The organism is Spirochaetota bacterium (assembly GCA_026415295.1).
Taxonomy (GTDB): domain Bacteria; phylum Spirochaetota; class JAAYUW01; order JAAYUW01; family JAOAHJ01; genus JAOAHJ01.
In genome coordinates, this window is sequence record JAOAHJ010000020.1 from 20,773 (window position 1) to 42,744 (window position 21,972).

The 21,972-nt window shown below is 20.1% G+C and carries 18 protein-coding genes and 1 tRNA gene; 9 read left to right on the forward strand and 10 right to left on the reverse strand.

The window, feature by feature from the left end; genetic code table 11:
* The first annotated feature begins 2 nt into the window (after positions 1-2).
* The 3 genes from N3A58_04550 (at position 3) to N3A58_04560 (ending at position 4,426) form a co-directional block, all read left to right on the forward strand.
* Complete coding sequence (locus tag N3A58_04550; GenBank protein ID MCX8058662.1) at positions 3-503, forward strand: hypothetical protein; 501 nt, start codon at positions 3-5, stop codon at positions 501-503.
* 159 nt (positions 504-662) lie between these two features.
* Positions 663-2,777 (forward strand): methionine--tRNA ligase, encoded by a 2,115-nt coding sequence (gene metG, locus N3A58_04555; GenBank protein ID MCX8058663.1) that lies wholly within the window; start codon positions 663-665, stop codon positions 2,775-2,777.
* A 104-nt stretch (positions 2,778-2,881) separates the two neighbouring features.
* A complete protein-coding gene (locus N3A58_04560; GenBank protein ID MCX8058664.1) occupies positions 2,882-4,426 on the forward strand; it encodes a hypothetical protein in 1,545 nt (514 codons plus the stop codon).
* Positions 4,427-4,454: 28 nt separating this feature from the next.
* Here N3A58_04560 and N3A58_04565 read toward each other — a convergent pair.
* Positions 4,455-4,540, reverse strand: a tRNA-Leu gene (locus tag N3A58_04565).
* Between the two features lie 89 nt (positions 4,541-4,629).
* On the opposite strand from N3A58_04565, the gene N3A58_04570 reads away from it, so the two are divergent.
* Positions 4,630-5,952, forward strand: a complete 1,323-nt coding sequence (locus N3A58_04570) for a hypothetical protein (GenBank protein ID MCX8058665.1) — start codon at positions 4,630-4,632, stop codon at positions 5,950-5,952.
* A 29-nt stretch (positions 5,953-5,981) separates the two neighbouring features.
* Positions 5,982-8,534 (forward strand): hypothetical protein, encoded by a 2,553-nt coding sequence (locus tag N3A58_04575; GenBank protein MCX8058666.1) that lies wholly within the window; start codon positions 5,982-5,984, stop codon positions 8,532-8,534.
* Between the two features lie 13 nt (positions 8,535-8,547).
* Here the strand turns inward: N3A58_04575 and N3A58_04580 are convergent, their stop codons facing one another.
* Complete coding sequence (locus N3A58_04580) at positions 8,548-9,717, reverse strand: patatin-like phospholipase family protein (GenBank protein MCX8058667.1); 1,170 nt, start codon at positions 9,715-9,717, stop codon at positions 8,548-8,550.
* A 100-nt stretch (positions 9,718-9,817) separates the two neighbouring features.
* Between N3A58_04580 and N3A58_04585 the strand changes: the two genes are divergently transcribed.
* Positions 9,818-10,354, forward strand: coding sequence for a hypothetical protein (locus tag N3A58_04585; GenBank protein MCX8058668.1), 537 nt, complete (start codon positions 9,818-9,820; stop codon positions 10,352-10,354).
* On the opposite strand, the gene N3A58_04590 is transcribed toward N3A58_04585, so the two are convergent.
* Complete coding sequence (locus N3A58_04590; protein MCX8058669.1) at positions 10,341-11,183, reverse strand: hypothetical protein; 843 nt, start codon at positions 11,181-11,183, stop codon at positions 10,341-10,343. The two genes, N3A58_04585 and N3A58_04590, sit on opposite strands and share 14 nt — an antisense overlap.
* Positions 11,184-11,269: 86 nt before the next feature.
* Between N3A58_04590 and N3A58_04595 the strand changes: the two genes are divergently transcribed.
* A complete protein-coding gene (locus N3A58_04595) occupies positions 11,270-12,406 on the forward strand; it encodes a UDP-N-acetylglucosamine--N-acetylmuramyl-(pentapeptide) pyrophosphoryl-undecaprenol N-acetylglucosamine transferase (protein ID MCX8058670.1) in 1,137 nt (378 codons plus the stop codon).
* Between the two features lie 47 nt (positions 12,407-12,453).
* Here the strand turns inward: N3A58_04595 and N3A58_04600 are convergent, their stop codons facing one another.
* From N3A58_04600 to N3A58_04630, 7 genes are all read right to left on the reverse strand, one after another.
* Positions 12,454-12,735, reverse strand: a complete 282-nt coding sequence (locus tag N3A58_04600) for a thiamine-binding protein (GenBank protein ID MCX8058671.1) — start codon at positions 12,733-12,735, stop codon at positions 12,454-12,456.
* Positions 12,736-12,864: 129 nt separating this feature from the next.
* On the reverse strand, positions 12,865-13,224 hold the full coding sequence (locus N3A58_04605; protein MCX8058672.1) for a carboxymuconolactone decarboxylase family protein: 360 nt from the start codon (positions 13,222-13,224) through the stop codon (positions 12,865-12,867).
* Positions 13,225-13,283: 59 nt separating this feature from the next.
* Positions 13,284-15,539 (reverse strand): ATP-binding protein, encoded by a 2,256-nt coding sequence (locus tag N3A58_04610; GenBank protein ID MCX8058673.1) that lies wholly within the window; start codon positions 15,537-15,539, stop codon positions 13,284-13,286.
* 16 nt (positions 15,540-15,555) lie between these two features.
* Positions 15,556-16,572, reverse strand: a complete 1,017-nt coding sequence (locus N3A58_04615) for a BMP family ABC transporter substrate-binding protein (protein ID MCX8058674.1) — start codon at positions 16,570-16,572, stop codon at positions 15,556-15,558.
* Positions 16,573-16,585: 13 nt separating this feature from the next.
* A complete protein-coding gene (locus N3A58_04620; protein ID MCX8058675.1) occupies positions 16,586-18,217 on the reverse strand; it encodes an ankyrin repeat domain-containing protein in 1,632 nt (543 codons plus the stop codon).
* Between the two features lie 42 nt (positions 18,218-18,259).
* Complete coding sequence (locus N3A58_04625; protein ID MCX8058676.1) at positions 18,260-19,075, reverse strand: SPOR domain-containing protein; 816 nt, start codon at positions 19,073-19,075, stop codon at positions 18,260-18,262.
* The gene (locus tag N3A58_04630) at positions 19,072-19,797 is read right to left on the reverse strand and encodes a PHP domain-containing protein (protein MCX8058677.1); all 726 of its coding nucleotides are present in this window, start codon (positions 19,795-19,797) and stop codon (positions 19,072-19,074) included. Before N3A58_04630 ends, N3A58_04625 begins: the two co-directional genes overlap by 4 nt.
* Positions 19,798-19,913: 116 nt before the next feature.
* Between N3A58_04630 and ord the strand changes: the two genes are divergently transcribed.
* Together ord and rimI are read left to right on the forward strand one after the other, a co-directional pair.
* Entirely contained in the window at positions 19,914-20,936 is a 1,023-nt protein-coding gene (gene ord / locus N3A58_04635; protein ID MCX8058678.1) for a 2,4-diaminopentanoate dehydrogenase, read from the forward strand.
* 210 nt (positions 20,937-21,146) lie between these two features.
* On the forward strand, positions 21,147-21,590 hold the full coding sequence (gene rimI, locus N3A58_04640; GenBank protein ID MCX8058679.1) for a ribosomal protein S18-alanine N-acetyltransferase: 444 nt from the start codon (positions 21,147-21,149) through the stop codon (positions 21,588-21,590).
* Positions 21,591-21,972: the final 382 nt, after the last annotated feature.

The window sequence follows — 21,972 nt, forward strand, 5'->3', positions numbered from 1 at the left end:
AAATGAAAAAAAAATTATGTTCTTTTTTCTTCTTTATTTCTATATCAATAATAATATTTTCTATTTTTAGTTGTGTTCTTTCTCCTTCTAAATTTATAAATGATCCAAATAAATATTATAATGAGAAAATAAAATTTACTTCAAAAATAGATAAAATAATATATGAAGAACCATCTTTATATTATTTATATGAGGTTAAAGATCATAAAAGTAGCATAGAAAATATAAAATATAAATTTTATGTTCTTTCAAATTCAGTATATGCAAAAAATGAAATTATTAATATTCAAGGAAAAGTCTTCTTTATTAAAGAAGGTAATTTAAAAGATGAAAATTTAAAAAACGAAATAGATTTTTTTCTTAAAAAATTTACAAATTTAAATCCTTCAATAACATCCTTCTATATTTCTAAAATAGTTGAAATATTAAACAAAATTTATAAAAATTTTAAGGAATTTTTTCTTATAATATCTTATGGTAATTATAAAGTTGGAAATGAATGAAAAATATAAAACATTTATTGTTTTTTAATTAATATTTGTTATTATTAAAATTAAAAAAATTCTTAATTCGAAATTTATTTTTTTATACTCAAAAAATCTTATAAAATTTTTGAAATATTAAATATAAGAAAAAAATTTTGGATATAAAGAGGAAAATATATGAAAAATCTGATAACATCTGCTTTAATTTACGCAAATGGAGAAGTTCATTTAGGGCACCTTGTTGAATATATACAAACTGATATTTTCACAAGAGCAAATAATCTGGCAGGAATAAAATCTGTATATCTTTCTGCAGATGATACACATGGAGCCCCCATCCAAATAAAAGCTGAATCACTTAAAATAACACCAGAAGAGTTAATAAACAAAGCTTATATTGATCATATTGAAACACTTTCTAAATTTAATATTAATTTTGGAGCTTATCACTCAACAAATTCCGAAGAAAATAGAGAGATTGCAAATTATATTTATAAAAAATTAAAAGAAAATGGATATATATATTCAAAAGAAATAGAAATAACTTACTGTGAAAAATGTCAAAGATTTTTACCTGATAGATATATTAAGGGTATTTGTCCAAGATGTAAAGCACCAGATCAATACGGAGATAACTGCGAACATTGTAATGCTACTTATCAACCAAAAGATCTTATTGACTCTTACTGTTCAATTTGTGGAAATAAACCTATATTAAAAAAAAGTGAACAGATTTTTTTTAAATTGAGTAGTTTTTCTGAAAAACTTAAAGAATATATTATAAGAGTTACTGATCCAAAAGATTCATTTAGAAACTATTTGCTTAACTGGATAAATGAAGGGTTAAAAGACTGGGAAATTAGTAGAGATGCTCCATATTTCGGTTTTTTAATTCCTGATACAAAAGATAAATATTTTTATGTATGGTTTGATGCTCCTATTGGATATATTGGAACTACAAAAAAATATTGCGATGACAATAATATAGATTGGAAAAGCATTTGGATAGATGGTAAAGCTGATATATATCATTTCATCGGTAAAGATATTATTTACCATCATTTTCTTTTTTGGCCTGCTATTTTAATGGGGGCAGGATTTTCATTACCTAAAAAAATTATAGTTCATGGTTTTTTAACCATAAATAATCAAAAAATGAGTAAATCTAGAGGAACATTCATTTTAGCAAGGGATTATTTGAATAAAAATATTCCAACAGATTACTTAAGAGCATATTACGCTTCTCTTCTTGGACCTTATACAAATGATTTTAACTATTCAGACTCTGATTTTATAAATTTTATTAATTTAACACTTATAGGTAAATTTGGGAATCTCACTTATAGGGCTACCAAATTTCTTGAAACTAATTTTGATTCAAAAACAGGAGAAAAATATAATCCAAATATATTTGATCCTCTTATTAGTTACTCTAATGAGATAATAGAATGTTTCTTAAAACTTGACAATAAAAGAGGTATAGAAATCTTCTTTAAATGTACAGACCTTATTAATAAATATTTTCAAGATAACGAGCCATGGAATATTATAAAAATTGATAAAGAAAAAGCTCATGAAATTTTAACAACTACAATATCATCTATAAATCTTCTAAACAAAATTATATCCCCTGTAATTCCTTCGATAAGTTATCAAATCTCAGAATTATTAAACAGTAATTTAAATCTTTTCGATGAAGAATTTAATGAAGAAAATAAAATAAAATTAAATAAGTTCCTTTTAATAAATCATAAAATTAATAAGACCAAATTAATATTTGAAAAAATAGAAGAAAATTTTTCTCTTGTAACTTTTTCACCCATTACTTCTTTAGAACTCAGAGTTGGAAAAATTATAGAAATAGATGATCACCCTGATGCAGATAAACTGTATATAACTAAAATTAAAATAGGAGAAAAGGTAAAGCAAATAATTGCCGGGTTAAAAAATTATTATAAAAAAGATGAACTTTTAAATAAAAAGGTTATTGTATTAAACAACCTTAAAGAAACAAATTTAAGAGGAAAAATATCAGAGGGAATGATTTTAGCTTGTACTTCAAAAGACAATAATGTTGGGGTACTAACTGTTTCGGATAATATAGAAGATGGTGAGTTAGCTATTTTTGAAGGAATAAAATATCCTGAAAAATTTAATATTATTACTTTTAAAGATTTTGAAAAATTTAATATTATCTCAAGTGAAAATGGAATATTTTTTGAAGATCTAATCCTTAAAATTAAAAATGAAAATGTTAAAGTTGATAAAAACTTAACAGGAAAAATATCATAAATAAAATAGTTATGAAATCTATAAATTTTAAAAAATTAAAAAGCATTTTTATTAAAACCTTATTTTTTTTTGAAATATTTTTTATTATAATTTTTAACCAAATATTGTTTACAAAACAATTAATTGCAGAAGACTTTGAATCAATAGAATATTTAAAAGAATTCGATTTCAAGGTAACTCTATTTTTAATTTTTTTGTCATTTTATGAAATAGAATTTTCTAAAGAACTAATATCAACAAATAATAAAAATATTTTTATAGACCCTGAATTTATTAAACATCTAAAGGAAAATCAGTTCTTTGAATTCTTAGAAAAAGTAAAAAAAAATAGTTCGTTATTTAGTATAACTAAATATCTTAATAACTCTAATGATATAAATAAAATAAAAAAAGAGTTAAATATCATTTTAGAGTCCCCCTTATCTGGAATTTTAGATATAATTAAAATTGTCTCTATTAACTTATCTAAAACAAATATTCTTTATGATATTTTAAAAAAAAATTTATCTTCAATTAACGATAACAAAGACATATACTTTTTACAAAATCTTTTTATATCCTTTGAAAAAGCTTTTAACTTATATAATAAAACCATAATTGAGAATATAAACTATTTTCAAAATGAAAACTTTAAAACAAATTTAGAGAAAATAAATAAGATCAATTTTATAATAATTCCTTTTTACAAGAGTAATTCTATATATTTTAATAATAATATTGAAATATTAAATATCGAAAAAGGTTATATCCCAATTTTCTCCTATAAAATATCATTTAAACAATTATTATATGAAATGTATCTTTTTAATTTAAATAACCATATTAAAGAAATAGGCTTATTTTCAAAAATAATAAATTTAGACAAAAATGAAAGAGAACGATATTTTGATTTATTTAAAAGAGATTTTTATTATCCTGATTTTGAATTCTTTTCAAGAAACCTTTTTTTAAACTATATTTTAGAACATTTTTCTTCTGAAAAACTTAAAAATTTTATTTCTAATAAACTTTATTACATAAAATACACCCCTATAAATATTATTTTCGATAAATGGAGTAGTATTGAAATAAATAATGATATACCATTTCCAAGAACTTTTGGAAACAAAATCATTGAAATTATTAGAAATAACATTGAATATAAAACACTAGATTATAAAAATATTTTTTCAAATGAGAAAGATACCTTAATTGTTTTTATTTCTGATTTACATTTTATGCAAAATAATAAATATAGAAATTATTTGATTATTAAAAAAATTATAAAATACATAAGTAAAAAATTTAAAAGAACATGCATCGATTTTTTTGAATATAAAAATAATTTAGAAAATTATAATGAAAAAAAAATAATCTATTTCTACTTTATCAATAAAAACAAAAATTCACCTTTAAACAATGTTTTTAATATAAATATTGAAAAAGATGGTGCAATAAATTATAACAATTACCTAATTAAAAATTATTCTCTTATAACTATTAATTTTGAAAATTCTTTTTCAGTGCTATTATTATCAGATGAAGATTACTCTATTGCTATAAGATTAATAAATAATGTCAAGAATATCTTTAATGGAGACTATAAAATTAAGAAAAGAAATATTATTCAAAAAATATTTGATAAAATAATTTTTTTATTGATATTTTAATAATTAAAAATTTTTATATTTAATAAAATGCCGGAAATCGGACTTGAACCGATATGGAACCTAAGTTCCGCTGGATTTTGAGTCCAGTGCGTCTGCCAATTCCGCCATTCCGGCACAATAAAAAATTAATAAAAAATTATTTTTTGTCAATTTTATTATTTTTAATTTTACTATTTAAATAATTTTTCAAAAAAGGGAATAAAATGAAAAAAATTAAATATTTTAAAAATAAATTTTTATATTTTATTTTTTTATTTCCTTTATTAATCTTTTTATTTTTCTTAATCTTCTCCATAATAACAACAGCTAATAACCAATATTATTTATTTCTAGGATCAGCATACTTCAAATCAAACGACATAAGTTATATTTTAATCTTTCCATATTTAAATTTTAATCTTAACAAATTTGATAATATAAATTATCTTAATTTTAATTTTTTATTTTTAAGTACTTTTAATGACAATTATTTAAAATTATTAAATAGTGAAATTAATTTAACCTATAAACATTATTTTTCTAATAACATTTTAAATATCAATTTTTTCTCCCAAACTAACGACTTTCCAAATATTTATGAAAAAAACCTTCCTTATTTTTTTACTGGATCAAATATTTCATTAATAATAAATAAAATAAATATTATAAAAATAAATTTATATACTGATTATCAATATTTTTTAGAGGAAAACTCAGACATTTTTAATTCTTTTATTAATATAAACTATTTTGGCAATGTTAATAAATCAACAAATTTAAATATTAATTTTCAACAAAAAATCTTATCAGAAAATAAATTTAGTGACAATTTTTTAATAAGTTACTTAACAATTACTCCTATTTTTAATATAAACCCTACCGTATCCATACTTTTCAATATTTATTTCAATTATTCTTATTACTTAACTGGTTATTCCAACTATTATATTTCAGCTTATTATAATTTTGATTATTACCAAATTTTAAAAAAGGATATTACACTTAAAAATTTACTACATTTCCAATTATACAAATTTTTTATTAACTTAGAAAGTGAAGATATAGACAAATTTTTACTAATTAATAAGCTTAACATTGAGTTTAACTTCATAAAAATAATATTAAATTTAACAAATAGAATTGAATGTCATTTATATTTAAATGATACATTAAATCATATTTTATTTGATAATATTATAAAAATTTCATTTAATTTAATAAAATATTTAAATATAAATTCTGAAATTGGTTACCTAATAAATTTAAATCCAATTTCAATAACAATAAATGAAAGAACAATAATTCTAAATTTAGAATTAGATTATAAAATAGACAATCTAACAATTAGCTTTTCAAATGCTATAAAATTTCTCTTAAATAAAATTTCAAATAAAAGTTCTTTAGGTTCCTCAATAAGTTTACAATATAAAATAAATGAAACTTTTATAACAAAGATATCGCTTTATTATAAAATCACTTATGACAAATTAAATAATTTAGGAGAAGAACTTTTTTATTTAATATTTGGAATCAACTTTTATTTTTAATTATTATACTTTAATTTCGAGGGAAAAATATGAATCAAAAAAAGTATTATTTAATCAATAAAATTAATATAATTATAATTTATATATTTTTTTTAGTTAATAAAACTTATGCTCAACAAGATTTTTTTAAAGATATTTATATTTCATACTTAAAAGGTAATCCTGAAATAATAAATCCTGGCTTTAATATTCCTATTAAACTATACCAAAACTATAAAATAAATGGTTATGAAAAAATTTTATCAAATAATGGTAATTTAGAATTAATTAATAATTATTTTATTTTAAGAACTGATAAAGATTCAGTTTTTTATATAATCCCAAATAATGACAAAAATATTATAAAAATTGAAAAAGGGAAATTTTATTTAAATTTTATAAACAATAAAATATTAATTAATTTTAATCAGACTGAAATACAAATAGAAGCTGGTGAATATTTTTTAGTTTACACAAATAACTACATTTTGATAATTTCTTCAAATGGGAAAATTAAGTATCTAGAAGAAGAAATAAATCTTAATAACGAAAATAATCTATTTGTTCTTTCTGAAGGAAAATATCAATTAAAAAATATAAAAGTAAGTGAAGACTTTTATTTATATTTTAATAAAGATCAATTAAAAAAAGAAATTGATATTTTAAATAATTATTCTGGATTTTATATTGATGAACTACTATTTAATCTTGATAATAATAATAAATTTATACTCACTTTCGAAGAAATTAAAAAAAGCCAAATTCAACTTGAAACTAATTATAATTCTATATCAAAATCTTTACTAAGTTTTAACGAAAATGAATATGAACCTTTTAGTTTAATTGATAATTATATCAATTATTTAAAACTATCCTCTTATATTAAAGAAAATATTAAATATATATTTAATTATTATCTTCTATTTTACTCAAAATGCAAAGTCATTATTAATTCATACAAAATACTTGAGAGCAAAATTAATGCCTTAGAAAACAGAATCAATAAAGATACTCTATTTAATAAATATTTTTTAAACAACTATTCTTTAGTCAAAAATAATTTTCAAGTCATAAAAGAGAATATTAAATCATTTGAGAAATCAATAGAAACTGGCAAAGAAAATTTTTTCAATTTTAAATCTAAAATATTCTATATCTATAATTATATAGAAGAATCAGAAATATTCTTAAAAAAAACTTTTAACAAATTTATTGATGAATCAAATAAGATAAGTTATAAGAATCATATAAAAATATTAATTGATTTATATTCTAATGCTTTTATTTCAAATTATTCAATTAACTCAAATATTAATAAAATTTTAGAAATTAAGTTTGAGATTAACTCATTTTCTTCAAATTTAAAAATAAATTATATTCCTGAAATTCATATTATTGAAGGATTATTTTATAATATTCTTAAAGAGTATTATAAAGAAATTAGTGAAGAATCAATTAAAAATTTGATTAAATCAAATAATTTAGCTAGCCTTTTTATATATTTATTTAAAAAAGAGGACATTAAAATTGATTTTTTAACAAAATATTATAAAGAATCCTCAGAATTAATACAATTAATAAATGTAAACAAAGTAGAACTTTTAAAAGTAACAAAAGAATTAGAAAGTATCACTAATAATTTATTTTTAACTTTATACCAAAAATCTTTATTTATTAATAAATTTTTAAAATCTAATCTTTATAATAATAATTTAAAATTAATCAGTTCAATTCTATACTCATTAAAGAGTGACCTTTCAAATTTATATAATATATATATTAACCTAAACGAAAATAGTTTTGAAAAAAAGGAAATTACTTTTTTAGCTAATTTCTACAATGATTCACTAACTAAAATATTAAATTATACTTTATTTTCTAATGACTTCTTTATAAAATATTACAAAGTTGATTCGATTAATTTGGATGTTTATTTTTCTGAATTCTTTAATTTAAATAAACAACTACCAACTATTTTTAACTTAAACATTTATACTACAAATATGTATATTGATAATTTTTACAATAAATTTAATACAGGAATTATATCATTAGATCAAATGATAAAACTTTTAGAAGATCTAATAATTAATTATGAAGTTTTTAAAAGAAATATATCAGAAATTTTATCTATGGAATATTATTATTTAAACTCTAAATATTCTTTAAATAATACAAAAGTCTTTTTTATAAATGAATATAAAAATAAAATTTTATTTTTAATAAATAATCTTGTTGAATTAAATGATAAGACTTTAAAAGTTTTAGAAAAAATAAGTTTATTAAAATCAAAACTTGAAATATTTTATATTAATTACAATGATCCTGCATATAGCAGAGACAAACTAATAAAAAATATTGAAGAGATAAAAAACTTTATAGATGATTTTAATCTATATTTTAATCAATTTTATTCTGAAATTTTAAATTTTGAACTAAACTTAAATTTATATAAAAACTTTTTAGATACTTATAATGGAAGTGACTCTTCAATAATAGACCTAATAAATAAATCAACTAGCTTTATAAATTCTTTTCTAACTATTATATATAAAGCAAAAAGTTCAAGCTTATTAAACGAAATAATCAAGATACTACAATAATTTTATTAATTAATTATACAAATACTTTTTTAGAAGTTTCATAACCAGCTTCATAAGCCCAAAATACTTTATCAAAGTCTTGTATACCCATATTAAATAGCAAAGGGGTTACTATTATCTCTGTTCCATCAATATCTTCTGGGCCTATTGTTTTTCTTTTATTAAGTAAATACAATAGATTATTTGAAATAGCAAATAAATCTTTCTTATTATTAACAGGAATTGGAACTTTCCCTATTTTTTTTACAAAATCAACAAAATCTTGAGATATTTTGAAAAGAAAATATACAAAAGATATATCAGAACTATAGTCTGTTGCAGCAGAAACATCTGATATTATTATATCAAGATTTTTCTCACAATTTAGTTTTTTGGCAAAATCTACACAAAAATTATCACATACTCCTCCATCCATTAAAAGCATATCATCTATTTTTATACTATCCATAACAAAAGGTATAGCTGAAGAAGCTAGAATAATATCAACTAATTGGCCTTTATTAAAAATAACTCTTTTACAATTATTAACATCTGCTACATTTAAATAAAGTGGAATCTTCAAATCTTCAAATTTCATATGATCAAGATATTTAATCAATATATTTCTTAATAAATTTGTAGCAGTTTTAGGTTTTAAAAAAAAGAATCTCCCTAATTTAACTAATTGAGAATATTCTTTTTTTAAAATCTGGTATATATTGTCAGCATTATATCCTGCTGAATACAAAGCACCAACTATTGAACCAACTGAAGTTCCTATAATAACCTCTGGCTGTATTTCTAATTCTTCAATTCTTTTAAGTACTCCAATATGAGCAGCTCCTCTTGCTCCACCACCTGATAGTACTAAGATTACTTTTTTAGTAATTAAATCACTTTTTACTGGAACATTAACATTTTTATATTCAATATCAGGATTAAAATACCTTTCTCTGATATAATCCTTAATTTTTTGTACTGTAAAAATTTTGTTTTCAAGCTTTTCTCTAAAATCTTCAAGTAAAGAATATAAATCATAATCTTTAATTTTTTTGACTTTTTCTTTAATAAAATTTAAATTATCTTTATAAAATTTAATGATATTTCGTATTTCTAAATTTTCAAAATCCTTATATTTATTTATAAAACTTAATTTTTCAAGCCTCTTTTTAATACCTTTTAAATTAAATCTTCTTAAAAACATATATCCCTCATAAAAATATATAAAAATAATATTTATTTATTTTTGTACCGATTATAATATAAATATAAAAAATTATTTTTAAACTATCAAATTTTTGATTATGAAAAAATTCGGTATTTCAATAAATCTTATTTTACATACTTTTTTATTTACATATTTATTTGCAAATAATTTAATTCTTACATTTTCTCAAAATAACATTGAAAATGTTCTTTTATTTCAAAAAGACACAAAAATATATACAATAGAATTTTTTTACAATAATGATAATGAAAAAAAAATCTCCTTTTATTATGTAAATGAATATATTATCCCAATTCTTTTAAAAAACAAATTTACTAAAATACAATATAATTCAGATTTAAGATTACCAATAGTTTCTTTCGAAAACCTAACACCAATAAAAGTTGAATATAATATTATAAAAGAACTAGATTTTAAAATTATAGATTATGGTGATTTGAATAAAAATTTTCAACTTTTAATAATTTTTTCAAAACAGTTTGAGAATGATTTTATTTTAAGACTAGTAGAGTTCAAAATATTTAACAAAGATTATAAACAACCAATATTCATATCTGGTGGAGTTCACATTAAAATTATAAACAATATGATAGAGATAGTTAATGAATTTTAAACTTTTTATTAAAATTATCTTCTAAAATTATCCCTGCTGCTACCGAAACATTTAATGAATTCTTTTTACCAAACATAGGAATATAAATAATATAATCCGATTTTTTTAAAATTTCGGGTGAAATACCAAACTCTTCATTTCCAAAGATAAAACAAGGATTTTCTATATTCAAATTTCTATAATCTATAGAACTATTTGTTTTTTCTATGCAAACTATTTTATAATTTTCTTTTTTAAAGTAATTAATAGCTTCCTCTGTATAATTAAAATATAAAACATGGATATTACATCCCATAGAAACTCTTTTTACTTTACTATTTTGCAATGATGGAGTTATTCCAGTTAATGCTAGATTTTCTACACCAAAAGCTTCTGAAGTTCTTAATATCGAACCTACATTATATGGAGATCTTATATTATCTAAAATTACAGAAGTTTTTATTATTGTTCTCTCATTTTTTTCCTTATCAAAAATATTTGATTCATTATAAAAATTATCAGAAACTAAATTCAATATTTTATGATAGAATATTTTTAAATCATAGAAACTTTGAGGAAATTCAAACTCATTTTTATCAATCTCTTTTATCCATTGTAGAATTAAGTTTATTCTACTGTAAATTTGAAATATATCATTTTTAAAATATATAAATTTTAATTCATCTTCTAATTTTATTTCATTGTTGCTCTTTTCATTAATATTAAAATTATTTCCTTTATCAGCAACCAACTCTTCATATTTAATTATAAATTCTCTTAAATAATATGCTAGTTTCTGAAGTCTTGCCCTTTTCCCAATTTTTACAAATTTATCTTTATTAAAGCTCATAATTTTAATAAATAATTTAATTAACTTTTAATTTTTTTTTTATATATTAATTAAAAAGCGAAATATTTCAATTTCAGGAATAAATAATGAAAAAAAATATTTTATTTGTTGGTGGTGGTTCAGGAGGCCATGTAATTCCAGCAATACCAATTGCAAAACTTTTTTTAGAAAAAGGCTTCAACTTAATCTGGATAGGATCAAAAAAAAAGAGACAACTTGAAGAAAACATTATTAAAAATGATTTAAAAAACTTTTTTGATAATAATAAAATAAAGTTCTATGCTATTTCATCTGGAAAATTTAGAAGAAAAGGCACAATTTTAAAATCAATTTTAAATATAGAAAACTTAGTAGATATATTTAATTTATTTTTAGGTTTTATTGAATCATTTTTCATTATAATATTTAATAGACCACTTCTAGTTTTTTCAAAAGGTGGTTTTGTATCTGTTCCAGTTTTAATATCCTCTAAAATTTTAAATATAAAATCCTTCACCCATGAATCTGATTTTTCTCTAGGACTTGCAAATAGAATAAACTCTATTTTATCATATAAAACCTTTTACTCTTTTAAAGAAACTGCTGAAAAATACAATATACTTGTTAAAAAAGGAATTTATACTGGAAATCCAATCAGAGAAACTTTTATTAATTTTAACCCCCAATCACACGAAAATGAAAATTTCAAAAAATGGTTAGAATCTTTATTTGATAACAAAAAGCCTATCTTACTTATTTTAGGAGGCTCTCTTGGTGCACAATCATTAAATGAGATAATTTTTGAAAACTTAGAATATCTTAAAAAATATTTCAATATAATTCATCAATGCGGTAAAGATAAAATTAAATATGAAAAAAATGATTCTTATTATCCTTTAGAATTTATTTACAATGATATTGAAAAATTTCTTTGGAATTCTAACCTTATTATTTCAAGATCTGGAGCTAATTCTGTTTTTGAAATTATTTATATGAAGAAACCTGCAATATTTGTACCTTTAACAATAGCAACAAGAGGGGAACAATATTTAAATGCAAAATATTTTTCAGAAAGAAATTTATGTATATTAAAAACTGAATCTGAATTAAAAAGAAACTTTTCTCAAATATTCGATGATATAATTAAGAATAATCTTATTGAAAAAATTAAAAATAACTTATTCAATTATAAGTTAGATATAGGAAATTATAATATTTATAGTGAACTTATAAAATATTTATAATGAGCTTAAAATATAGACCTTTTATATAATAAAGTTAATATTTTAAATTAATATTTGTATGTTTTTCCTTCTATGGTATCATCATAAAGAAGAGATTCATGAATTCTAAATTGAGTAATTACATCTTTTGCTCCTAATTCAAAAGCTTTTTTATGCAAAATGTAGGCTAACTTAAAGAGTTCTTCAGAATCTCCTTCAACAACTGTACTCATAGCTCCTACTTTATACTTTAGATTTGAATCTTTAATAATATCAATTATTTTATCAACTAGTTCATAAGAATTTCCATCATACTTTGCTGGTATAACAGTAATATCACAAACAGCCATATTATAATCCTTTATTTAAATTATTTTTTTATTAATTTTTATATTAAATTACATTCTTATTACAGGTAACTATTAATAGATTACAATTTAGTTATTTTATATATTATCATTTTTATCTATTTGTAATTATTATAATAATTCATCTTTATTTAATCCTTTTAGTTCTTCCCAGTAAGAATAAGCTTCCCTTAGATGAGGGATAACAATAGATCCTCCAATAATTAAAGCTATATCACATGCTTCATAAAACTCTTTATCTTCTACTCCTAACTTTTTTGCTTGAATACAATGATACATTATACAATCATTACATCTTAAAATTAATGAACCAACTAATCCCATAAGCTCTTTATATTTTGATGGAATAGCTCCTTCTTCATATGAATTTGAATCAAGATTGAAAAACCTTTTAGTTACTATTGTTCCATTTTCTAGAACAAGTTTATTTAAAATTTTCCTTCTTTCTATAAATTCTTTTATTTTACTCATATTTATTATCCTATTCATAAAATTATACAAAAAAATTTATAAAATCTTTAAAAATTTCATTAATCTTTTTTATAAATATCCTTTAATAAATTTGATAATTCATAAAGTCCAAATGGTTTATTTAATATAAAAAATTTATCTTTAAATTCTAAATAATCTGAATACCGCTCAGTTTCTAATAGTCCTGTAATCAAAATTACTTTAATATCAAAACTATCTATATTTTTATTTTTAAATAATTCATTAAGTAATTCAATACCATTCATTTCAGGCATTATATAATCTAATACTATTAATTCTACATTATTAATATTTTCTTTTAAATATTTAAGTCCTTCAGAAGGTTTTGATGTTTGAAATAAAATATTAATACCAAATTTTTTTAAAATTATAGATAATGTTTCAAGGATAAATTTATCATCTTCTATAATAACACATTTTTTATTCAATTTTATTAATCCCTTATTATAATTTTGTTTTTCCATTTCTTTTTTTATTTCATCTTTAATAGATATAACTGGAAGATAAACATTAAATGTAGTTCCATAGCCTTCTTCACTATAAACAGTAATAAAACCTTCATGACTTTCAACAACATTAAAAACAAAAGATAATCCAAGACCGGTTCCCTTTTGGTCTCTTTTTGTAGTAAAAAAAGGATCAAATATTTTATTTAAATGTTCCTTTTTTATTCCTACTCCATTATCTTCAACTGTTATTTTCCAATATTCCTTGTCTTTAACATCATCAATATTTTTCGTAGAATACATAACATACTGTTTTTGATAAAAAACTTTTCTAATTGAAATTTTAATTGTCCCACCCCATTTTTCATCACTCTTTTTCATAATAGTAAGAGCATGATAAGAGTTAATTAAAAGATTCATAAACACCTGTTCAATTTCATTTTCATTTCCGTAAAATATAGCTTTATCTGGATAATATTCTACTTCAATTATTACCGACTTATCAATAGTGACATTTAATATATCTAAAATACTTTTTAATGTTGCATTTAAATCAAACAAACCTCTTTTAGAACTCAAATTTTTAGAAAAAGATAATAATCTATTAGAAACATTTTTCCCTTTATCAATTGCAATTTTTAATAAATCAACATATTCATTTATTTTATTTTTTGGTATAAATTCATCAAATTCAGATTCAAGTTGCATCAATGAAATTATCCCATTAACTGAACCTAAAACATTATTAAAATCATGGGCTATTCCAGCCCCTAGTGTATTTAAGCTTTCCATTTTTTCAATAATAAGAAGATTGTTATTTCTTTTTACATCTTCAGTAACATCATCAATTTTAATAAAAAATTTAACTATCTCTCCATCCATAATAATTGGTATAGCAACTATATTAAAATAATTATTTTTTAATCGATTATTATTAAAAATGTAGTTATGAATTTTTAAAATATCTTTTATTTCAATAGATTTGTCAATTATATACTTAAAATCTTCAAAATATTCAAAAATATTAGTATCTATTAAATCATTGTAACTTAATTTTTCTTCAAATAACAGTTTATAATTTTTGTTTATTTTCTTTATAATGCCTTCTCTAGAAATTAAGATAAAAAGAGAGGGATTATTTTCAAATATATATTCAAGTATCTCAAGTTTTTCAATTAGTTCATTTTTAAGAATATTTAAATTATTTGCTATAATTGATATTTCATCATTTGTTTCGAAATTTAATTTAATGGAATAATCACCTTTTGAAAACCTTTCAAATATATCAACTAATCTTCTTATGTTGTTTATAAATACTCTATCATTTGTAAATTTAATAATATAAAAAAAGCCAGAAATTAAAATTATGTATGAAATTATAAATATTAACCTTACTATAAAATTATTTTTATTTAATAATTCTTTAGAAAAACCAACAGTTAATTTATATTGAAATTTATCGTTAACTATAAATGTTTTATTTACCTCATAAATATAATTTTTTTGAATTAAATAATTCTTTTGCTGAGTAATATCTTTATATTTATAAAATAAAATTATATCATTAGAATCATATATTATTAAATAATTAATATTTTCTTCTCTTATAAATCTACTCAATAATGAATCCAACTCATTATATTTATAATAATTTAAATAAGGTTCTATTAATGTTATCAAAAATTCTGTTAACCTATCGGTTTGATAACTAAAACTTTTACTCAAATAAAAACTAACTAAAAAATTTAAAATAATAAATAAAAAAATAAGAAATAAACTTAAAAGAATATAATAATTCAAATAAAGTTTAACTCTTAAAGAAGCTTTTATTTTGTTATTTCCATTCATTTTTTTGTAAACATAATTATTTATTTTCTAGATAGTACTTATTTAATAAATCAAATTTATCTTGTAGATCTCTATCCAATTCAAATATTCCAGAAGACAAAATATTAAAAGAATTTTCCTTAATCCCAAAAACATAATTAGTATTTTTGGCAATTCCTTTAATTACCTTATTTATAAGTGCAATTAAACATACATCTATATTTCTAACTATTGAAAAAGCAACATTATCTTCATAAAGTTTTATTTTATCTATTGAGTCAAAATTTATAATATAAAATTTTGAAACTTTTGAAAACTCATAAATACCTAAATTACTATTGCCAGATCCACCAACTATAAAATCAACCTTATTTTCATTTATAAGTTTCTTAGCAAAATAAGATCCTGCTTCAGGATTAGAAAAAGGTGATTTATCAGTTTTAATTGGATAATCAACTATATAATATGAGAAAAATTTATTAGATTTGTTAAATAATAAATTATATATTTCAGTAGAAAGTTTTATTCCTTCTTCAATTTTGCTAATTGATTTTATCTTCATACCACCGATAAAACCTATATTCCCACTTTTTGTAAATAAATTACAAATATTGCCAGCCACAAAACCAAGATCTCTATAATTATATGTAAGAGAACAAACATTTTTTGGATAAATTTTTAGTTCAGTATCAACCAATATAAAATATACTTTTTTATAATTATTTGCAAGTTTTTCTATAAATTTACTTGCAACTGTTCCATTAAAAAAAACTATAATTTTATTACCATTATTTATAGCTTCTTTTGCCTTATTTTCCTGTTCCTCATAGGTTTTAGTAATAATAAAAGAAAATATTAAGTTTAAAGCTGATTGAGATTTTTCAAGTTTAGATAATATAAGTTTTTCAAAATCTCTTGTACCATAATCTCTTATTATAAAGGCAACTTTATTTTTTAGTAATTTATAAAACAAAATATCTTTAATTTGATGATAAAATAAAAGAAAAATTAATAAAATAATAGGTAAAAATAATATTATATAAATCTTCTTCATAAATTTTTTCCTTTTAATTATTTTCTTCTTCTTTTGGAACAACAAAAAGATATTCTTTATTTAATTTTTTAGCAATTTCTATAAAAAATTGTTGCTCATCATATTTTAATTTACTATTAAAATACCCTGCAAGAAAAATATTCCTAATAAGATTATAATTTTCATTTTTAAAAGCATATTGTATAGAATCAAATAATCCAAGACAATTATCTATATTTAAGTAAAGTAGATACTTGAATATTTCAGAATAATTTAAATATGAACTAAGTGATAAAGAAGTAAATGTAGTTCCTTGATACATACATATTGCTTTTATTTCGGGAAAATTAGGATCTCTTTTTCTATGTTCCTCAGTAATTAATTTTACCATATTTAAGCTATTTTGAATTATAGCAAAATGCAAAGGCAATAAATCTCTATTATAATTGTCATAATTTACTTTGAAATTAATATTCGAATTATTTTTTAACAAAAAATAAACAAGATCATAATTTTCACTTTTTATAGCACTAATTAATAAAGATTCACCCTTATTATTTATGTAATTAATTTTATTTTTATCAATATTAATTATATAAAATAATCCCTCATTAAATCTTTTTTCCAAACACAAGTCAATAGGATAAATGAAATTAACTTCACTATTTTCTGGATTAATATAAGGAAACTTAATAGTATCGATATTTACTATACTATAAATTTTTCTAAAATAAAATATATTATTTTTATGAATCGAGATAAAAATCGGATGAATAAATCCTCTATATGTATCAATTCCATCATCTCCAAAACCTATTAATGAAGGATCAGCTCCAAGTAATAGCAAATATTCAAAAGAATTAACTAGATCAAGATTCATAGAAACTCTTAAAAGAAAACTTAGAATATATTTTGAATATTTTTCTTTATCTAAACAATTTTTAATATTAAACCAATCTTTATTTGCCATGAACTTAATAATGTTAAGGTACTTATAGATATAGTTAGAAATTACCATCAATCTTTTATTCAAATCCTTTAATTTTATTATTTCGTCATTATTTAATTTACTAAAAATTGAGTTTTTAAAAATTTCATCTCCATAATTTCTATACAATATAAATAGATAATCATTTTTTTTAATAAAACTCTCATTTGATTTATATAAGGTTTCATATTCATTCATTAAACTATTAGTTAATAGTTCCTTTTCAAAATAATGCTCAAGTTTAAAATATTCGCTCTTTTTTTCTTCCTCATTTGTGATATTCTCAATAAATAAAAGAATATCTGATAAAAAAGCCCCATTCTTAAGAAGAAGACTTATTATTTCTTTATTATTAATTTTCCATGAATATTCAAGAGGACTAATATTATTTTTATCTTTTAAGTTTGGATTAAAACCATTTTCAATAAATAATTTTACAAGCTCAATATTTGAATTTTTAACTGCAAATGTCAATAATGTATTTCCATCAGGAAGATAATCAATCCTTTTAAGTTTTTTTATATTTGATTCGATTTTATTAAATTGATTATTATTTAAGTAATAAGAAAGCTTTTCTATATTTTTATTAATATCAAAATAGTTTAGATAGAAAATATAAAAAAGTATAACAAAAAATGAAATCACAAAAATATATTTTAATAATAAAAACCTTTTCATAATAATACAATAAATTAAAATAATATAATACTTTTAATAATATTATTTAAAATAATTTTTTGGATAATAAATAATAAACGGTTTAAAATATTTATCCAATTTTAATTTATTTTTATAATAACTGAGTGCACTCTCTTTATCTGCAAATATACCAATATTAACTCTAAAATAATATATATTGTCAAGTAATTTTATAACTATAAAAGAATAATATCCTTTTTTTTCAAGTTCTTTCTTTAATAATATTGCATTTTTAAAATCTTTAAATGAAGCTATCTGTATTGTATAAAAACCCCCTTTATAAATAGTATCAATAGAGCTTTTATCAAAATTTGATAGATTTGAAAGTTCCTTTTCTTTATTAGATTTATTTTTAGTTGAAGTATTAATAAGTTCTGGTTTTATATTATCTTTTATTTCATTAGTTTTTTCTTTAACTTCTTGAGATCTATTGCTATTTGAAAAACTTAAATTCTTTGTATTTGATGATTTCTCAATATTTTCATCTTGATTTAAGTTTGAGTTCTTACTATCACTTAACTCTTCTACTATTTGTTCTTTTCTATTAATTTGTTCTTTCTCTTTAGTTAAGGCTTCTTCCTTTTTTTCTATATTTTCATCTATTATCTTATCTATAATAATATTATTTTCTTTTGACTCTTCATTAGAAACATTAGTAAATATCTTATTGTTATTAATATATTTAATATCATTATCATTTAATATAATAAATTTATCATTTATTATAAAATTTCTTAAAAGATTTTTTGCCTCCAAATCATAATAAAAAAACATTATTAATGATAAAGATAAAAAAAATATAGAAACTATTATCAAAACATTTTTAACATTGTTCATAAAATAAATTCTTCTTGCTTGTGATTATTAAAAAATATGAGTGTTTTATCTTTAATAAAATTATAATATAAATTAAAATTTTTTAAATATTCTAAAAAATTATTTAAATCGTGTGAATCTGAACCTAAAGTAATTTTTTTACCACCTAATAAAAAATAATTGTTCCATAATATCTCAAATATCTTCTTAAAATTCTTATAGTTACTATTAAAATTATAATAATTAAATTCTAAAACAATATCTTTTTTTATAACATTTTCAAGCATTTTCAAAATTGTCTTTTCAATATCATTAAAGTTACTTAATTCATTAATATTATCTATAAACCTAAAAGGGAAATCTATATGACCTATTACATCAATATTCATATTAGAAATTATAAAATCATTTAATTCTAAATAATATTTCTTAATATCTTTTTCAAAATTATGATTTGACCATATTATATAATCTAATTCATTATAAATTTTTTTATCATATAAAATATTTCTTTTTTTAATAGAAGCCTCAATTCCTTTCTTTATATCAGCGAATAATTTATATTTAAATTTTAAATAATTTAATTTTTCAATATATCTTTCAAAATCAAAATTTATCTCATAATGCTCACAAAAACCAATAACAGAAGAAGGAATTTTTTTACATAAATCAAGATATTGTTCCATATCTACTGAAGAATCAAAAGAAAACGAGGTATGAATATGTAAGTCTAATATTTTCATATAGTTAAATAATAAACAGATTTTATATATTTTCAATTTATTAAAAATAATTTTATTAGTTGAAATTTTAATTAAATAAATTAACTTAAATTAAAAGAAAAGGAGGTTTTATGAGTATGACTATAAAAGTTGTTCAATGGGGTGTCGGAGCTATGGGATCAGGGATGATTAGAATGATGTTAAATAAAAAGAATATTGAGATAGTAGGAGCCATAGTTAATCATAATCCAAACAACTATTCTGATGTTGGGGAATATATAGGAATCGGCAAAAAAAATATTCCTTTATATATGAATCCAAAAGATATTTTAAAAAAAGGAAAAGTAGATGTTGTTTTACATGCTACAAAATCTTTTACAAAAGAGGTTTTCGATGATTTAGTTTTATGTATGGAAAATAGTATAAATGTTATAACAATAGCTGAAGAGATGTCATATCCATATGCACAAAACCCTGATCTAGCAAAGAAGTTAGATGAAATAGCAAAGAAAAATAATGTTGTATGCATAGGAACAGGTATTAATCCTGGTTTTGTACTAGACACTTTAATAATTACCTTAACAGCTCCTTGTATTAGAGTTGATAAAATAGAAGCTCAAAGAATAAATGATCTATCTCCTTTTGGAAAAACTGTAATGGAAACTCAAGGAGTAGGAACAACAGTAGAAGAGTTTAATAATGGTTTAAAAAGTGGCAAAATTGTTGGACATATTGGATTCCCAGAATCAATACATTTAATTGCTAAAGCTTTAAATTGGGAAATCTCTGAAGTTAAAGAGTTTAGAGAACCAATAATATCTAATGTTTATAGAGAAACACCAGTTGTAAAAGTTCAACCTGGAATGGTTGCTGGTTGTAAACATATTGGAATAGGTTATGATAGAAATGGTAATGAAAAAATTAAATTAATACATCCTCAACAGATACATCCACATCTTGAAAAAGTTGATACTGGGGATTATATCCATATATATGGAGAACCAGAAATTAAGATGGCTATTCAACCAGAAATTCCTGGAGGAAAAGGAACTATGGCAATGGCTGTTAACATAATTCCACAAATAGTTAATTCTGAAAAGAAAGGGTTACTAACTATGCTTGACTTAAAAATCCCACATTCTATACCTGATAAAGATTAAATAATTAACAAGCTATTTTTATTAACAAAAAATCTATAATAAAATAAAATTAAATATTTTATTAATTTGATAAATATTTGGGGCTGTTTTATATGAATAAACAGCCCCATTTTATTTAATAATACTTTATTTTTTTATAAATGATTATAAAATAAAAAAGATTATAAAATATATATAAAATCTTTAATATAAAAAATTTAATTTTTTAAAATGGAAACCATAAATATAAAAAGGTCAAATATAAAAGATATAAATGATATTTATTTAATCGAGATTGTATCTTTTAAAAAACCATGGAATTATATATATTTTTACTCCTGTTTTATCCACCCAAATATTAAAATTTACAAAGCTTTACTTAAAAACAAAATAGTAGGTTTTATTATAATTAATGAAGAAGAAGAAGCTTCTATACATATACTAAACTTAGCTGTTCACCCGGATTACAGAAATAAAAAAATAGCTTCAAATCTACTAAATCATGTCATTGCCTTATATAAAAATAACTATAAAAAATTTTATTTAGAAGTTAGAATATCAAATGAAATAGCAATAAGTTTATATAAAAAATTTGGTTTTAAAATAGAAAAAATAATTAAAAACTATTATGGTGAAAATGAAGATGCATATCTTATGATATTAGAGATATATTAAATTTTTCATATATTATTTTAATAATTTATTAATCATAAATCTTCTAAAATATTTATAGTAAAATAATTTTTAATATATTTAATTAAATATTTAATAAATATTTTTAATTATTTATTTTCATTTCTTATTATTAATTATTGAGAATTTATTTGATTTTATTTTATTAATTATTTTAGACTTGATTATTTTTAAAAAATATTTATATTTCATTATATATCAGAAACATTTATTAATCAAAGGGTTTATGAGCAGAAAAATCTTTTCTGCGTAAGCCATCATAGGCCACCCAGGACCCTTTTTTAATTTAACATTTATTATTATTTTTTACGAACACTATATTTTAATACTTTATATTTAAAGATTTTTAACTTCTAAATTATTT

What these genes read in the sequence shown, in the direction of transcription:
- N3A58_04550 (MCX8058662.1), top strand. Translation starts at nt 3, where the DNA reads ATGAAAAAAAAATTATGTTCTTTTTTCTTCTTTATTTCTATATCAATA.
- metG (MCX8058663.1), top strand. Translation starts at nt 663, where the DNA reads ATGAAAAATCTGATAACATCTGCTTTAATTTACGCAAATGGAGAAGTT.
- N3A58_04570 (MCX8058665.1), top strand. Translation starts at nt 4,630, where the DNA reads ATGAAAAAAATTAAATATTTTAAAAATAAATTTTTATATTTTATTTTT.
- N3A58_04575 (MCX8058666.1), top strand. Translation starts at nt 5,982, where the DNA reads ATGAATCAAAAAAAGTATTATTTAATCAATAAAATTAATATAATTATA.
- N3A58_04580 (MCX8058667.1), bottom strand. Translation starts at nt 9,717, where the DNA reads ATGTTTTTAAGAAGATTTAATTTAAAAGGTATTAAAAAGAGGCTTGAA.
- N3A58_04585 (MCX8058668.1), top strand. Translation starts at nt 9,818, where the DNA reads ATGAAAAAATTCGGTATTTCAATAAATCTTATTTTACATACTTTTTTA.
- N3A58_04590 (MCX8058669.1), bottom strand. Translation starts at nt 11,183, where the DNA reads ATGAGCTTTAATAAAGATAAATTTGTAAAAATTGGGAAAAGGGCAAGA.
- N3A58_04595 (MCX8058670.1), top strand. Translation starts at nt 11,270, where the DNA reads ATGAAAAAAAATATTTTATTTGTTGGTGGTGGTTCAGGAGGCCATGTA.
- N3A58_04600 (MCX8058671.1), bottom strand. Translation starts at nt 12,735, where the DNA reads ATGGCTGTTTGTGATATTACTGTTATACCAGCAAAGTATGATGGAAAT.
- N3A58_04605 (MCX8058672.1), bottom strand. Translation starts at nt 13,224, where the DNA reads ATGAGTAAAATAAAAGAATTTATAGAAAGAAGGAAAATTTTAAATAAA.
- N3A58_04610 (MCX8058673.1), bottom strand. Translation starts at nt 15,539, where the DNA reads ATGAATGGAAATAACAAAATAAAAGCTTCTTTAAGAGTTAAACTTTAT.
- N3A58_04615 (MCX8058674.1), bottom strand. Translation starts at nt 16,572, where the DNA reads ATGAAGAAGATTTATATAATATTATTTTTACCTATTATTTTATTAATT.
- N3A58_04620 (MCX8058675.1), bottom strand. Translation starts at nt 18,217, where the DNA reads ATGAAAAGGTTTTTATTATTAAAATATATTTTTGTGATTTCATTTTTT.
- N3A58_04625 (MCX8058676.1), bottom strand. Translation starts at nt 19,075, where the DNA reads ATGAACAATGTTAAAAATGTTTTGATAATAGTTTCTATATTTTTTTTA.
- N3A58_04630 (MCX8058677.1), bottom strand. Translation starts at nt 19,797, where the DNA reads ATGAAAATATTAGACTTACATATTCATACCTCGTTTTCTTTTGATTCT.
- ord (MCX8058678.1), top strand. Translation starts at nt 19,914, where the DNA reads ATGACTATAAAAGTTGTTCAATGGGGTGTCGGAGCTATGGGATCAGGG.
- rimI (MCX8058679.1), top strand. Translation starts at nt 21,147, where the DNA reads ATGGAAACCATAAATATAAAAAGGTCAAATATAAAAGATATAAATGAT.